Origin of the sequence: Roseburia sp. AF42-8, from assembly GCF_003435965.1 — a bacterium.
Taxonomy (GTDB): domain Bacteria; phylum Bacillota; class Clostridia; order Lachnospirales; family Lachnospiraceae; genus Roseburia_C; species Roseburia_C amylophila.
On sequence record NZ_QTVB01000004.1, the window covers coordinates 129,208 to 144,354 of the forward strand.

A 15,147-nucleotide genomic window follows, 5' to 3' on the forward strand; every position below is an offset into this window, starting at 1 on the left:
GATTTGGAGAGAGGAAGAGAAAATGAAAAGAGAAATAGTTAAAAAAACTATGATGTTACTGGCAATATCAGGGATGATTTTTTCGGGCTGCGGAAAAGAAGAAAAAACATATGTGCCACAAAAGAAAACTGAAACCGAAATAAGCAAATCAGAAAATGACAGTGAGTTAGAAACGGAAACAGAGGGTATATCAGAAGGGAAAAATTATAAAATAACAACGGAATATGATTTGGAAGATTATGCATCAGGATATGTTATTGTTTCTAAAAATGATGGATTATTATACGGAGTAATTGACAAAGATGGCAATGAAGTTATTCCGGTTGAATATGACAACATCCAGCTTGTCAGGGGAGAAGAGGAGGAAAGTGATAAGGATGAAGTATATTTTGTGTGTGAATATGAAGGGGAAGAGGAAGTTTTAGATAGCAATGGACAGAAGATTCTGGATGGAAAAGTAGAGAGAGTTACACCTCATTTAGGAGAGATTAGTGCCGATTCGCCCTTTTTCTATGAACTGAATTATACATATTCTACAGATTATATGAATCAGGATATTTCGCTTAGATATTATGATATAAAAGGGGATATGCTATGTGATATTAATCTTCTTGAGATAGAGGATATTGACCGTGCAATGTATGATACAGTAGATTTAACGGTATTAAATACAGAGCTTATTTCTAATGACAGGATATTGGTTTGTATAGGTGGTGCATTGAAACCAAAAGATGAGTCAAACGGCTTAGAAGCATATTACAATGTATCATTATACAATTTGAAGGGAGAAAGATTACAGGAATGGAATGAGCTGGCTACTCCAAGTGGCATGACAGTAGAAGATGACAATAGTTTTATCTTTGTAACAGTTGATTATTGGGCAGAAGGTTATCAGTATGAATTATATTCGATAGATGAAAATGGCAATTTGACAGATTTAGGGGATTTGGAGTCTCAGAATAAGTATAGTTTATCAAGTGCAGGACAACTTCAGGTGAATGAAGAAAGCTCAAGTAGTGAGAATTCTAGTGACTATACATTGGGGAAAAATGGAGAGTATAGATTATATAAAACAAATGATACATGGAAATTGGAAGATTCCAATGGGAATCCATTATATGACAAGCGTTATTTTGAGTGCTGGCATAAAGAAGACTGCTTTTTCCTGCTGAATGAAGATAATCAGATTTGTTTGATAAATAAAAATGGGCAGATGCTTGTAGATTATGGAACAATTACATGGAACGGAGAATATGGAATGTTTGGAGATTCTGAGATAACGGATGATAGCATTCGGTCAGATGGAAATAGTGTATGTTTTGAAGTTGCAGGGGATGACGAAAATATTTTGTACATATTATTTCCGGAGGAAGACAATTTAGAATAATATTATATTACAAGATGATATCATCTTTAGGAGGTCAATATGGGAATTGGTGATACAAGCGTATTTTAGGTATATTGGAAGGAGCATTCAGAAAACTGGATGCTCCTTTTTCATCGGGCAAATTCGCCCTAAATGATAAAAAATCTTGACATCTCCCGCAAAAGTTCTATAATACATTTTCGGTAATGCGAGGATGTAGAAAGATGAATAAAGAAAGAGACTATTTTTTTGATAATTTAAAAGCGGTATTGATATTCTTAGTTGTGCTTGGACATTTCCTGCTCCCAATCCGTGGAGACAATCCACTGGTGGTAGTGAAACGGCTCATCTATGTATTTCATATGCCGCTTTTTGTATTTATCTCCGGCTATTTTGCCAAGAAAATTTATAAAAATGGACAATATAATTTTAAGAAAATATTGTATCTGCTGAAAGCATATGTTGTGTTCGTTGTGGCAATTCAGATAGTATATGCCATTGCGGGATTTGAAAAATTTACGGAGATAGATTTCTTTTCCCAAAGTGGTGCACGTGGTATTTATTTGCAATGATTGTATGGTATCTGACGATACCACTTGTCCGTAAATGTAAAGCGGTGCCGGTTCTTTTGCTTACGGTAGTGCTGGCATTAACAGCTGGCTATTTTAAAAATGTGGGGGACTTTTTATGTCTGTCACGAATTCTGGTATTTGGACCGTTTTTCTATCTGGGCTATTTTCTGGAGCAGAAGACACTGGAAAAAGCATTGCAGCCAAAGTTTCAGAGACTGGTGGTTCCATGCGCGGAGGCAATCTGTATCTTTATTCTGGCATATGGAGCAAGGTTGAAAGATTCCCTGGGAATGGTATATGAAAATATATCCTATTATGAACTGGAAGAAGTGTGGAAAGGACCGATGGTCCGCCTTTCCCTGATGATTGCAGCATTTCTTATTTCCTGGGCAATTATGTTTTGCATTCCGAGAGGAAAGACAAGGTTGTCAGTAATCGGACAGAATACCATGCCGGTATATATGCTGCACCGGATTTTACGGGATATTCTGATGTTTGCCGGAATCTATGATTATCTGGGTGACTGGGGCTGGATAGCATTTTTTATCCTGTTAGGATTAAGTGCTGGAATCGTATATGTGTTAAATAATTCGCATGTTGTCAATCAGGTCAACCGGATACTGGCATTACATACGCCGCAGTTAATCAGAAACTTAAAAAGGCAACGGGCACGTTAGTCTGGATGGAAGAGATTGATACCATTGGAATGATAAAGAGAGGTGGTCGTATGTCAGAAAATAGAAAAATTCGTGTTTTTTATCAGTTTAACGGATATGTCCAGGGTGTGGGATTCCGCTATCGCATGTCGCATCTGGCGGGGTATTTTGGTGTGACTGGTTGGGTGCGCAATGAATATGACGGCTCGGTACAGGCAGAATTGCAGGGACTGCCGGAAGAAATTGATATGATAATTCAAAGACTCTGCCAGGACCGTTACATCGAAATCCGCAGCATGGACAGAAAAGAACTTCCACTGGATGAGACGGAACGGGGCTTCCATGTAAAATATTAAAATGCAAAAAGCAGCTTCTGGCATACTTTGTCAGGAGCGTTTTTACTTTACAGAAAATTGCTTTCCTGTAAAGTAAAAACGCTCTGCGAGGATGCGCACTGCGGCGTATAAGGTAGATGTCGTAAGCGACCGCCGCAGGCGCGAGAATGTGCCAAGGCACATTCTTTGTTCAGAAAAGTTGCAAAAAATAGCAAGAAATAGTAAACTGTGGGATATGCGAGTATACTACTATGAAAATGAATTAGAGGATGAATTTTCGGAAGCAAAGATAACTGCGAAGAAAATTGATGGAACATATCAGTACAGCCAGGACAGCTTGGGAAGGAAATTATTACATTTTATCTGTTATAATCTCATTGCAAAACCGGTGGCATGGTGCTTTTTAAAGATAAAATACCGTCATAAGATAGTGGGATGGGAAAAAATAAAAGCGTTAAAGGGACAGGGATTTTTCCTCTACGGAAATCATACCAATGCAGGAGCAGATGCATTGATTCCCACAATGCTGGCACATCCGACGGACGTATATGTGATTGTGCATCCGAATAATGTTTCTATGCCCTTTTTCGGAAAAGTAACGCCATATCTTGGGGCGTTGCCGCTGCCGGATGATAAGGATGCCATGAAACATTTCTTAGAAGAAATCGGAAAGAAAATCACTGCGAAAAAATGCGTGATGATATATCCGGAGGCACATATCTGGCCTTATTATACGAAGATACGTCCTTTTAAGGATTCTTCCTTCCGTTATCCGGTGCAGTATCAATGCCCGGTAATCTGTTTTACCAATACATATCAGAAACGGAAGCATAGTAAAAAGCCGCAGATAGTAACCTATGTGGATGGTCCGTTTTATCCGGATGCGAAATTGCGAGGAAAAGAGCAGAAAGCAGACCTTAGAAACAGGGTTTATGAACAGATGAAAGAAAGAAGCAGCAGGAACACCCTTGTACTTGCTACTTATATCAAAAAAGGTGATGTATGAGAAATATTCTATTTTCGGGGAATGTCAAAGTATTTGATGGAATACTGACCGGGATGCTGTCCATTTTTATGCGGACGAAATCGACAGAGCCATACCGCATCTACATTTTTACAATGGATGTATCACATTTAAGAGACGATTTTCTGCCGGTGAGTGATGAGCAGATTGCATTTTTAAATGAGGTAGCAAAGTCCTATAACAAAGAAAATATTGTAATCAAGATTGATGTGACAGATATTTATAAAGAAGAATTTGCAGGTTGTCCGAACGAAGGTGCGTATTGTTCACCATATACCCTGCTTCGTCTGTTTGCAGATAAGATTCCGGAAATCCCGGATAAGCTTCTTTATCTGGATGCAGATATTTTATTTAACCGGGAGCCGGAACTTTTATATGACATTGATGTAAAAGGGTATGAGTATGCTGCAGCAAGAGACCACTATGGAAAATATTTAATCAATCCAAACTATATCAATGCGGGAGTATTGCTTTTTAATATGGCAGAGATTAAGAAAACAGGCCTTTTTGAAAAAGCAAGACATCTCATTAAGACAAAAAAATTACTGTTTGCGGATCAGGATGCAGTATACAGAAGTACCACGGCAAAGAAAATGCTGCCGCAGAAATATAATGACCAGAAGTTCTTACATAAGAGTACAATAATCAGACATTTTTCCAAACGGCTTTTTTACCTGCCATATCCGCATACGGCAAATATTAAGCAGTGGAATGTCAGTGCAATTCACAGAATTTTTAAGTATGAAGCGTTTGATGATATTCTGTTCGAATATATTTATCTGAAAAAGAAATTTGAACAGGACACTAAGAGGTAAGGAGTTAATTTATGGAAATGAAGAGTTTATCACAGTATGGGAAGAAAGCGGAGATCCCTATTTTCTTTGCCTGCGATGAAGGATTTGTAAAATATACGATGGTTTCCATGAAGTCCATCATGGAAAATGCAGACCGCAGCCGGAAATATCATATTTACATTTTACATATGGGAATTACGGAAGCAACCCAGGCAAAAGTGCTTGCCATGGCAGATGAAGAATTTGCAATTGATTTTGTGGATGTTACAGACAAGATGAGGAGCATTGCAGATAAGCTTCCGATTCGTGACTATTATTCCAACACAACATATTTCCGGCTTTTTATTCCGGATATGTTTCCACAGTACCGCAAGGCACTTTATATTGACAGCGATACCATCGTAGTGGGAAATGTTGCAGAATTATATGACCATAAGCTTGGTAAATTATATGCCGGAGTCTGTCCGGACCGTGTGGTAGCGCAGACAGATATCTTAGGTGATTATGTAGAAAAGGTATTAGGCGTAAAGCGTGCCAGATATTTCAACGCCGGAGTAATGCTGATGAACTGCAGTCAGTTCCGTGAAAATCATCTTTTAGATGAATTCTTAGAGATGCTTCACATCTATCTTTTTGTGGTAGCGCAGGATCAGGATTACCTGAATCTGATTTGCAAGAATCAGGTGCTTTATATGGAACCGAAGTGGAATGCACAGGTATTTGGAGAACTTGCCTGCCCGGAAGAAGAGGTGGGATTATTCCATTTTAATATGGCAGCCAAACCATGGCATTATGAAGACTGCCGTCTGGCAGAGTATTTCTGGAAATATGCGAAGATGACAGCGGATTATGATGCCATAAAAGAAGGACTTGCCAATTATACCGATGAGCAGCGCCGCAATGACAGTGTGTCTGGTGAGAAATTAATCCAGCTTGCGGTATCTGAGATTAACAGAGAAGATAATTATCTTCGCAAGATGGAAAAAGCCGGAAAATCAGAAAGTAAGCTTGCGCTGCTTGCTCACATAGAGGAACTGGAGCGGGAAGGAAGATTTTCAGAAGATGCAGAAGAAAATCCACCGGCACCGGTTCTGATGCCGGAAGATATTAATTATCTTCCAAGAAGTTTAAAGAGCAAGACACAGACCAAATATGCATTTAAAGTAGCAAGATGGTTTGTCAATATGCTGATAAAGAAAAAGCAGTTGATAATCAAAGAATACAAAGGCATTGAAAATCTTGAAAAAGTAGCAGACGGAGCAGTCATTACCTGTAACCATTTCAATGCATTTGACAGCTTTGCCATCCAGCTTGCCTTCGAGCAGGGTAAATTGAAAAAGAAAAAAATGTACCGTGTAATCCGGGAAGGCAATTATACCGGATTTCCGGGATTTTACGGAGTGTTAATGCGCCATTGCAACACACTGCCGTTAAGCTCTAATTTTAAGACCATGGAGAAATTCATTGCTGCCGTAGACAGGGTATTAGAGAAAAATCAATTTGTACTTGTCTATCCGGAGCAGGGAATGTGGTGGAATTACCGGAAACCAAGACCGCTGCAGAAGGGCGCATTTACCTTCGCTGCCAGAAATAATAAGCCGGTACTTCCCGTATTTATTACCATGGAAGACAGTGATGTTTTAGATGATGACGGATTCTATGTGCAGGAATATACGGTGCATTTCTGTGAACCGATTTATCCGGATCCGAATAAAAAGCGTGCACAGAATTCCTGTGAGATGCGGGATAAGAATTATGAAGCGTGGAAAGCTGTTTACGAGCAGACCTATGGAGAGAAACTGACCTATAGTTGTGATGAAAAACAGCCGATGAAAGAGAAGAAAGCACTCTAATAAAAGTTGCAGGAAATGTAATATGTATTGAGAAAGGGTAAAGGGATAAATTATGAATAATCAGTGGAACCAGATGCCACCAAACATGCCGTCACAGCAGAGACCGCCGATGCCACCGAATATGCCGCCGCAGCAAGGTGGACCAATGCCGCCGAATATGCAGATGCAACAGGGCAGACCGATGCCACCAAACATGCAGATGCAGCAGAGACCGCCGATGCCAACGAATATGCCGCCACGACAGGGAAAAATGCCACGACCGGAGCTCTCTCCGGAGGATAAGAAGCAGGCGGACAAATTATGTATTATTTCCATGATTTTGATGTTTGCACCGATGGCAGTAATTTTTATTAAGAATATTATTCTGGGACTGTTGTTTGATGCAGGAAAAGAAGAAATTTATTATAATATCGCAAGCAGCTATGTATTAGGTTCAATTCTGACTTTTCTTATGGCTGGCTGTGGAATTGCAGCACTGGTACTTATGATTTTGGTCCGTGTAAAATATCCGCAGAGTGTATTTGGTAAAGTGCTGATGTGGCTTTATATTGCACTTGCCATTCTTGTAGTAGTATTTATAGCAGTAACAATTATTGCCTGTGGGCTGGCATTCATAAGCTGTGTTCGAAACTGTCCGGGCTGATGAGGCAGGAAAATAAATGATAGATATTACGATTTTACACTGGAGAATTTCGCCGTATTTTATCTGTTTTCTCTTAAGCTTTGTACTGGCATATCTTTATGTCACATGGTATTTGAAAAAAGCAGGAGTAAAGGGCAGTCATATCTTTTATTCAGAGCTTTTGAATACAGTTCTGGCATTATATTTTGGAGCATTTTATACCTTTATTGTGCAGCTGGCAGAACAGGGTAAAGTAGAAACATTTGGTTTTTCCAGTCTTGGCGGTATGGCGGGCATCCTGCTCGGTGTGTGGATTTTTACAAAAATCAGTAAGGAACATAAGATAGAGCTATGGACTGCATATGTGCTGGCATTGGGACTGATGTATGCGGTTTCAAAGCTAGGCTGCTTTTTTGCAGGCTGTTGTGTTGGCATGAGATATCAGGGACCTGGCAGTATCCGCTATCTTGATAATGGAGCAGCGGGGGAATACCTTTTTCCGGTCCAGCTGGCAGAGACGATCTTATTTCTGCTGGCGTTTTTGTTGCTTCACAAGATGGCAGAACGAAGAAGGAATGGTATAATTCCAAAGAGTCTGTTGCTGTATGCGATATTAAAATTCGTACTGGATTATCTGAGGTATTATGAAGACAGAAAGATTTTCAGTGCGAACCAGTGGGGATGTCTGCTGGTAGCTGTAAGCGTATTGCTCTATGAGGCAGTACGGCAAATTAGACAAAGAGCGAATAATAAAGTAATATAACGGATATGAGAAAAGAGTTTTGTGGGTGTTGTGCCGGCAGAACTCTTTTGCATTGTTATGCATCCAAAGAAGCTGACGGACAGGTTATGGTGTTTATCAAGCGTTATATTTATTGTAAAAGGTTGGATTCGGAACAAAGTATTTAGAAAAAATTGGGAAATAAGTTTACATAATATAGGTACGAAATATGGGACACATCCTGTTGTAACATGATCTTATCAGAGAGCAAAGCCACTGAAAAATACCAGAAAAGTGGCAGAAAAGCGAAGGAAAAGATAAGAAAAAAGACACAGGGAGGTCACAATTATGCGTGATAATACAGTACATGTAAGAAGAGGAAAGAAACATCCGTCAAGAATGGAAATGATAGTGCTTGCAGCTCTTGCAGCCCTTATGGTAAGCGGCGGAACATTATTACTGCTGGCAGCTTTGCTGGGACAGGATATTACAGACTGGAACCACAGAGCAGCAATTACAGCAGGTCTTTCTCTTGCCGGAGTTGTGTGGGGATGGTTAATCAGGGCAAACCGTTAGACATATCCGTGGGATAAGTACGACATGGTTTTTCGAATTGAGGTTGACGCATTCCCGATAGTTTTCTATAATGAAACTGATTATATTGTACAGGAAAATCAAAAGAAGATTTTCTGTTGTTTTGGAGAAAAAGGGAATTGAAGGAGACGGAAAATGAAGAAAACAATTCGTAAGATAGAGATACTTTTCATGACATTGATTTGCATTTTTGCCATGTCAGGAATGCCGATGCAGGTATATGCAGGTCCTGCGGATAATTCGCTGGAGACACTGACAGTAGCCGAGGGTTCATTATCACCTGCATTTGAAGGAAGCCGTATGTACTATACGGTACAGGTAGGACAGGATGTAAGCAGCGTGACGGTAAGTGCAAAAACGGTAAATCCGGCAGCAACGATTCAGTCCGGGGTGGGAACCACTACCTTAAAAACAGATGGAGATACAAAGATTGACGTAGTAGTGCAGGCAGAGAATGGAAATCTTGCAACTTATCATCTGACCATAACCAAGTCTGCAACAGGTGCTACAACAAATACAGATACTACAACAAGCACAGACACAGGCAATACTCCGGCGGACAATAATACCGGAGCAGATAATGGCACAGATACAGCCACACCGGACGATACTGTATCTGCCTATACCGTGTCAGAAGATTTCGCAGCAGAACAGATTCCGGCAGATTTTACAGAAGCGCAGGTAACTTATCAGGGAGCTGAATACCGTGGTGTTGCTTTTAACAATGGTAATTTATCTCTTTTATATATGACAGATGCAGCAGGAAATGCAGGCTTTTATGTGGTAAATGGCACCGATGGCAGTGTGTGCCCATATATTCGTATCGATAATGGGGATAATTATCTGATTTTAATGACACCTTCGGCAGTGACTTCCTTTTTACCGGGCGAAGCAACCACGCCTATTCAGGTTGGGGACAGCACATTTGAAGATGCATACGCAACAGATGCAGAAAATATTTATACCGTATATGGAATGACAAATGATGGACAGGAAGGCTGGTATAATTACAATACCAGTGATGGAACCTTCAGCGAATACCAGTACAGTGACAGCACGGAGGAGGATACCGATACCACCTATCTTCAGAATGCATTAAATGACTTAAATGACAAATATACCGCTAGAAAAGACCGGGATTTAAAAATTATTGCCGGATTAATTGTAGTAATCGTAATTCTTATTTTTATCATTATTAATCTGTTGCTTCGTGGAAGAAGAGGTTATGAAGAAGAGGAAGATGATGAAATCGAAGAAGCAGTAGATATCTTTGAAGAGGAAAAACGCAGAAAGACAAAGAAGAAACAGAAATTCGTAGAAGATACCGGTAAAGTCGAAGAAGAGCCGGTCAAAGAAAAAGAGACCAGTGCAGTGAAGGGGCTGCCAGAGAAAGCAGAGTCAGAAGAAAAAGAAGAAGCGGATTCCGCCGCTCAGTTACCGGAAGAAGTGGCAGAACGGTTAGGTGAAACTGACTTTATGGAAGAATTTGAAGAAGAACCGGAATTTATGTCCGGCAGAAAGAAACGTGAAAAGGAAAAGAGAGAAAAAAAAGAGAAGAAACGGCGGAGCAAAGATATTTTTGATGACGATGATGAAGATAATGGAATCTTTGCAAGCCATGATGACTTTATTGAAAAAGAATCATCAGATGATGATATTGAAGTAATGGATTTAAATGATTTATAAGAGAATTGGCGCGTAGTGACAGGAGGATTTTATGCATAAACCATATACAAAACAAGCGCAAAAAGTAATAGAACTGACGACAAAGGCAGCCAGAAGCATGCATCATAATTATATTGGAACAGAGCACCTTTTACTGGGATTGCTAAAAGAAGGCAGTGGAGTAGCTGCCTGTGTTCTGATGGATGCGGGAGTAGAAGAAACCCGTCTGGTAGAACTGATAGAAGATTTAATCGCTCCATCTTCGGATGTGGCAGTATTAGACCGGAAAGGTTATTCTCCAAGGATTCAGCATATCATTGAGACCGCTGACCAGGAGGCAGAGCGTTTTGACAATGAGAATATCGGAACAGAACACCTTTTAATTGCATTATTGAAAGAGGCAGACTGTGCCGGTGTACGTCTGTTGAATACACTGGGTGTGAATATCCAGAAGATTTATATCGAGACTCTGGTAGCCATGGGAGAAGACGCAAACCGCTATAAAGAGGAGATTGCGGCAAGCAAATCCGGAAAAAAGAAAGCAGTAGAAGTAACGCCAACCTTAGATCAGTATTCCAGGGATTTAACTGCTATGGCAGCCTATGGTGAGATAGACCCGGTGATTGGCAGAGAGGCAGAGATTGCCCGCGTGATTCAGATTTTAAGCCGCAGGACGAAAAATAATCCATGCCTGATTGGAGAGCCGGGAGTTGGAAAGACAGCTATTGCAGAAGGACTTGCCCAGCGTATTGCATCCGGACTGGTTCCGGATACAGTCCGGGGAAAACGAGTGGTAACACTGGATTTATCCGGAATGGTAGCAGGCTCTAAATACCGTGGAGAATTTGAAGAGCGGATTAAGAAAGTCATTCGTGAAGTGACAGAAGCAGGAAATGTACTTCTTTTCATAGATGAACTTCATACCATTATCGGAGCAGGTGGAGCGGAAGGTGCTATTGATGCATCCAATATTTTAAAGCCATCCCTTGCCCGTGGAGAAATACAATTAATCGGAGCAACCACATTAGAAGAATACCGTAAATATATTGAAAAAGATGCAGCCCTGGAACGTCGTTTCCAGCCGGTAACGGTGGAAGAACCGACGGAAGAGCAGGCAATAGAAATATTAAAGGGATTAAGAGAACGCTATGAGAAGCATCATCATGTACAGATTACAGATGCGGGAATAGAAGCGGCAGTGAAGCTGTCTGCCCGTTATATTGCAGACCGTTATCTGCCGGATAAGGCCATTGATTTGATGGATGAGGCTTCCTCTAAGGTTCGCCTTGGCGGATTTAAAATGCCGGAGAAAATCAGTGAACTGGAGCGTAAGATTGCTCAGTTAGAGGACGATATGGAGACGGCATTGATGGAACAGCGGTTTGAAGATGCCGGGGCAATCCGCAGGGAGAAGGAAGCTGCCCGGAAGAAATACGAAAAGCAGGTGGAAAAATACCATCGGGATGCAGACAAGAAGAAACTGGTTGTCGGAGAAAATGAAATTGCAGAAATTGTATCTGACTGGACAAAGATACCGGTGAAGAGACTGGCAGAGGGCGAGGCTGCACGTCTCAACCGTCTGGAAAAGACACTGCATAAGCGTGTAGTAGGACAGGAAGAGGCAGTCAGTGCAGTGGCAAGAGCAGTCAGAAGAGGACGGGTAGGATTAAAAGATCCGCATCGTCCGATAGGTTCCTTCCTTTTCTTAGGACCGACCGGAGTTGGTAAAACAGAGATAACAAAGGCACTGGCAGAGGCTGTCTTTGGCGATGAGCAGGCAATGATTCGTGTTGATATGTCAGAGTACATGGAGAAGCACAGTGTTTCTAAAATGATTGGTTCACCGCCAGGTTATGTAGGTTATGAAGAAGGCGGCCAGCTCAGCGAAAAGGTCAGAAGAAAACCATATTCTGTTATTCTTTTTGATGAAATTGAAAAGGCACACCCGGATGTATTTAATGTATTGCTTCAGGTACTGGATGATGGACAGATTACAGATGCTCAGGGCAGACGGGTAGATTTTAAGAATACGATTATCATTATGACTTCCAATGCAGGGGCGCAGTCTATCATTGCACCGAAGAAGCTTGGATTTGCTGCAGTCGAAGATGAAAAGAAGAATTATGAATACATGAAAAATGGTGTAATGGAAGAAGTCCAGAGAATCTTTAAGCCGGAGTTCTTAAACCGAATTGACGAGACCATTGTATTCCGGGCTCTCAATAAAGAGGACATGAAGAAGATTGTCACCATTTTAAGCAAATCTTTAATTGACCGGTGTGAAAAACAGATGGGTATCCATCTGACCATAACCGGCAGCGTAAAAGGATACATTGCTGAGAAGGCATACAATCCGAAATATGGAGCAAGACCATTGCGGCGTATGATACAGACACAGATAGAAGATATGCTGGCAGAAGAGATTTTATCCGGTAAAATCAAGCCGGGAGATGATGTGGAAATCCGCATGGTAAAAAAGGAAATAAAAACCGCTGTGAATTCATCAAAATAACTGGAAAAATGTGTCGAGATAAGCTATAATATTTTCATAAAATTTACGAAAAAGCCATCGTGGGATAGTGGCTTATAGGAGGATAAAAAATGGCTGTAGTTGCAGAATTAATTCGTTCAGAAGCAAACGGAACAATCAGTTTTGGAGATTATACACTGGGAGCAAAATCCAAACTGGACAATTTTGAACATGCGGGAGATTTGTACAAAGTTAAGACATTTCGTGAGATTACCAAATTAGAGAGAAATGGAATGTTTGTATATGAATCTGTTCCAGGAACTGCAGTTACAAATATGGTAGCATCCGAAAACGGTGTGGAATTTGAAGTAGAAGGACCGGAAGATGCAGAGATTACACTTGGCTTAATGGAAGAGACAGAGTATGATGTATTTGTAGCAGGAAAATCAATTGGTCAGATGAAGACCAATTTAGGTGGTAAATTAACACTTAGCGTTGAATTAGACCCGGAAACTCCGGTTGCAGTAAAAGTATCCAGAGTATAAATGGATATATCAATAAGATGATAAGAAAGAGAATCCAATTCCAGCGGATTGGGTTCTCTTTTTACTAATTTACGCGAGTAGCAAGAAAGACAGTTATTGCAAGAATAAGGGGGAAAATAGATGGCAAAGGGAAAAGCAACCGTATTTTTCTGCCAGGACTGTGGCTATGAATCATCCAAATGGATGGGACAGTGCCCGGGATGCGGCGGGTGGAATACTTTTGTAGAAGAAGTGATAGATAAATCAGCACCTGCAAAAGTGCGGAAGGAAGCAGCGAAAGCAGAAGTTGTAAAAATTGCAGATATTAAAACAGGGCAGGAAGAACGGCTGACTACCGGATTAAAAGAGTTAGACCGGGTTTTGGGCGGTGGAATCGTAAAAGGTTCCCTTGTTTTGGTTGGCGGTGATCCGGGAATTGGAAAATCCACGTTGCTTTTACAGGTGTGCCGGAATCTTTCCATGCAGAAGACAGATGTATTATATATTTCCGGAGAGGAATCCTTGCAGCAGATAAAGATTCGCGCAGAGCGTATCGGAGAGTTTGGAGATACTTTATCACTGCTTTGTGAGACAAATCTGGATACCATCAAAGAAGTGATTAGCAGAACCAAGCCGGAAATCGTAGTCATTGACTCCATTCAGACCATGTATAATGAAAATGTCACATCGGCACCGGGCAGTGTTTCCCAGGTCCGGGAAGCAACCGGAGTTCTGATGCAGATTGCAAAGGGGCTTGGTATTTCTATTTTTATTGTCGGACATGTGACCAAAGAGGGTGTTGTGGCAGGTCCCCGTGTGTTAGAACATATGGTAGATACGGTATTGTATTTTGAAGGTGACCGTCATGCGGCATATCGTATATTGCGTGGTGTGAAGAACCGGTTTGGTTCCACGAATGAGATAGGTGTATTTGAAATGTGTAACGAAGGGTTAAGGGAAGTGGAAAATCCTTCGGAATATATGCTCAGTGGAAAGCCGGAGGGAGCATCCGGTTCTGTTGTGGCATGCTCTATGGAGGGAACCCGTCCGATTCTTTTGGAAATACAGGCACTGGTGTGCCACAGTAATTTTGGAATGCCAAGAAGAACAGCTGCAGGAACGGATTATAACAGGGTCAATCTTCTGATGGCTGTATTAGAAAAGAGACTGGGACTGTCTTTAAGTTCCTGCGATGCATATGTAAATATTGCCGGGGGTATCCGTATGAATGAACCCGCAATTGATTTAGGTATTGTGCTTGCGATTGTATCCAGCTATAAAGATGTTCCAATTGATGAGAAGACCATCTGCTTTGGAGAGGTAGGATTAAGTGGCGAAGTACGTGCAGTCAGTATGGCGGCACAGCGCGTGCAGGAAGCACAGAAGCTTGGCTTTACCACCTGCATTCTACCTGAAGTTTGTAAAGCAGGATTGAAGAAGAATCCAAATATAAATGTAGTGGGTGTCAGCAACGTACAGGATGCCATCCGCTATATTTTATCCAAAGAAAAATGAATTGAACACACAATTCAAATAATTTAGATAAAAAACGACAAATGACCTACTTTAATAAATATGGCAAAATCGTGTTGACATCCAGAAAATGACGTGCTATTATAAAACTCCACCGCGCAGGAAACGCCTGTTGCGGCGGGAGATAAGAATTAAAAAAATAAAAAAAGTTGTTGACAAAAGCTGACAGACATGATATTCTGTAAAAGTTGCAGGTCAGCAACGAAACACAAAGAACCTTGATAACTGAACAGTGAAATAACCTTGAAAGATTTTGAGAAAAACGTAATCGTAAAGATTACAAAATCATTCAGGACAGCATCTCTATTCAATAGAAGAATGCGACCTAAAACAGTAAACTTTAGGATATTTAGCCAAGCTAGATTTCTGAAAGGACAAACACTATAACATGAGAGTTTGATCCTGGCTCAGGATGAAC

General features: G+C 40.8%; 14 protein-coding genes. All 14 read left to right on the forward strand.

The genetic code is table 11. The features are described 5' to 3' along the window. Positions 1–22: 22 nt before the first annotated feature. The 14 genes from DW059_RS03180 to radA all read left to right on the forward strand — a co-directional run bounded on the left by DW059_RS03180 (position 23) and on the right by radA (position 14,711). A complete protein-coding gene (locus DW059_RS03180; RefSeq protein WP_117697613.1) occupies positions 23–1,387 on the forward strand; it encodes a WG repeat-containing protein in 1,365 nt (454 codons plus the stop codon). Positions 1,388–1,590: 203 nt separating this feature from the next. Then, positions 1,591–1,938, forward strand: coding sequence for an acyltransferase family protein (locus DW059_RS16680; protein WP_158551986.1), 348 nt, complete (start codon positions 1,591–1,593; stop codon positions 1,936–1,938). Then, complete coding sequence (locus tag DW059_RS03190) at positions 1,935–2,615, forward strand: acyltransferase family protein (protein ID WP_117697617.1); 681 nt, start codon at positions 1,935–1,937, stop codon at positions 2,613–2,615. The genes DW059_RS16680 and DW059_RS03190 overlap by 4 nt, the downstream gene beginning before the upstream one ends. 50 nt (positions 2,616–2,665) lie before the next feature. Continuing rightward, positions 2,666–2,950 (forward strand): acylphosphatase, encoded by a 285-nt coding sequence (locus DW059_RS03195; RefSeq protein WP_117697653.1) that lies wholly within the window; start codon positions 2,666–2,668, stop codon positions 2,948–2,950. A 214-nt stretch (positions 2,951–3,164) separates the two neighbouring features. Then, on the forward strand, positions 3,165–3,935 hold the full coding sequence (locus tag DW059_RS03200) for a lysophospholipid acyltransferase family protein (protein ID WP_117697619.1): 771 nt from the start codon (positions 3,165–3,167) through the stop codon (positions 3,933–3,935). Then, positions 3,932–4,768, forward strand: coding sequence for a glycosyltransferase (locus DW059_RS03205; protein ID WP_117697621.1), 837 nt, complete (start codon positions 3,932–3,934; stop codon positions 4,766–4,768). Before DW059_RS03200 ends, DW059_RS03205 begins: the two co-directional genes overlap by 4 nt. Positions 4,769–4,779: 11 nt before the next feature. Further along, complete coding sequence (locus tag DW059_RS03210; protein WP_117697623.1) at positions 4,780–6,600, forward strand: glycosyltransferase; 1,821 nt, start codon at positions 4,780–4,782, stop codon at positions 6,598–6,600. 52 nt (positions 6,601–6,652) lie between these two features. After that, positions 6,653–7,243, forward strand: coding sequence for a hypothetical protein (locus tag DW059_RS03215; protein WP_117697625.1), 591 nt, complete (start codon positions 6,653–6,655; stop codon positions 7,241–7,243). 16 nt (positions 7,244–7,259) lie between these two features. Next, positions 7,260–7,985 (forward strand): prolipoprotein diacylglyceryl transferase family protein, encoded by a 726-nt coding sequence (locus DW059_RS03220; RefSeq protein WP_117697626.1) that lies wholly within the window; start codon positions 7,260–7,262, stop codon positions 7,983–7,985. A 306-nt stretch (positions 7,986–8,291) separates the two neighbouring features. Further along, a complete protein-coding gene (locus DW059_RS03225; protein WP_022243971.1) occupies positions 8,292–8,519 on the forward strand; it encodes a hypothetical protein in 228 nt (75 codons plus the stop codon). Between the two features lie 153 nt (positions 8,520–8,672). After that, a complete protein-coding gene (locus tag DW059_RS03230) occupies positions 8,673–10,223 on the forward strand; it encodes a cadherin-like beta sandwich domain-containing protein (RefSeq protein WP_117697628.1) in 1,551 nt (516 codons plus the stop codon). A 31-nt stretch (positions 10,224–10,254) separates the two neighbouring features. Then, entirely contained in the window at positions 10,255–12,714 is a 2,460-nt protein-coding gene (locus DW059_RS03235; protein ID WP_117697629.1) for an ATP-dependent Clp protease ATP-binding subunit, read from the forward strand. A gap of 89 nt (positions 12,715–12,803) precedes the next feature. Then, positions 12,804–13,217, forward strand: a complete 414-nt coding sequence (locus DW059_RS03240) for an endosialidase (RefSeq protein ID WP_117697630.1) — start codon at positions 12,804–12,806, stop codon at positions 13,215–13,217. Between the two features lie 120 nt (positions 13,218–13,337). Beyond that, positions 13,338–14,711 (forward strand): DNA repair protein RadA, encoded by a 1,374-nt coding sequence (gene radA / locus DW059_RS03245; protein WP_117697631.1) that lies wholly within the window; start codon positions 13,338–13,340, stop codon positions 14,709–14,711. The last annotated feature ends 436 nt before the right edge of the window (positions 14,712–15,147 follow it).

What these genes read in the sequence shown, in the direction of transcription:
- DW059_RS03240 (WP_117697630.1), top strand. Translation starts at nt 12,804, where the DNA reads ATGGCTGTAGTTGCAGAATTAATTCGTTCAGAAGCAAACGGAACAATC.
- DW059_RS03180 (WP_117697613.1), top strand. Translation starts at nt 23, where the DNA reads ATGAAAAGAGAAATAGTTAAAAAAACTATGATGTTACTGGCAATATCA.
- DW059_RS03215 (WP_117697625.1), top strand. Translation starts at nt 6,653, where the DNA reads ATGAATAATCAGTGGAACCAGATGCCACCAAACATGCCGTCACAGCAG.
- DW059_RS03205 (WP_117697621.1), top strand. Translation starts at nt 3,932, where the DNA reads ATGAGAAATATTCTATTTTCGGGGAATGTCAAAGTATTTGATGGAATA.
- DW059_RS16680 (WP_158551986.1), top strand. Translation starts at nt 1,591, where the DNA reads ATGAATAAAGAAAGAGACTATTTTTTTGATAATTTAAAAGCGGTATTG.
- DW059_RS03210 (WP_117697623.1), top strand. Translation starts at nt 4,780, where the DNA reads ATGGAAATGAAGAGTTTATCACAGTATGGGAAGAAAGCGGAGATCCCT.
- DW059_RS03220 (WP_117697626.1), top strand. Translation starts at nt 7,260, where the DNA reads ATGATAGATATTACGATTTTACACTGGAGAATTTCGCCGTATTTTATC.
- DW059_RS03190 (WP_117697617.1), top strand. Translation starts at nt 1,935, where the DNA reads ATGATTGTATGGTATCTGACGATACCACTTGTCCGTAAATGTAAAGCG.
- DW059_RS03225 (WP_022243971.1), top strand. Translation starts at nt 8,292, where the DNA reads ATGCGTGATAATACAGTACATGTAAGAAGAGGAAAGAAACATCCGTCA.
- DW059_RS03200 (WP_117697619.1), top strand. Translation starts at nt 3,165, where the DNA reads ATGCGAGTATACTACTATGAAAATGAATTAGAGGATGAATTTTCGGAA.
- DW059_RS03230 (WP_117697628.1), top strand. Translation starts at nt 8,673, where the DNA reads ATGAAGAAAACAATTCGTAAGATAGAGATACTTTTCATGACATTGATT.
- DW059_RS03235 (WP_117697629.1), top strand. Translation starts at nt 10,255, where the DNA reads ATGCATAAACCATATACAAAACAAGCGCAAAAAGTAATAGAACTGACG.
- DW059_RS03195 (WP_117697653.1), top strand. Translation starts at nt 2,666, where the DNA reads ATGTCAGAAAATAGAAAAATTCGTGTTTTTTATCAGTTTAACGGATAT.
- radA (WP_117697631.1), top strand. Translation starts at nt 13,338, where the DNA reads ATGGCAAAGGGAAAAGCAACCGTATTTTTCTGCCAGGACTGTGGCTAT.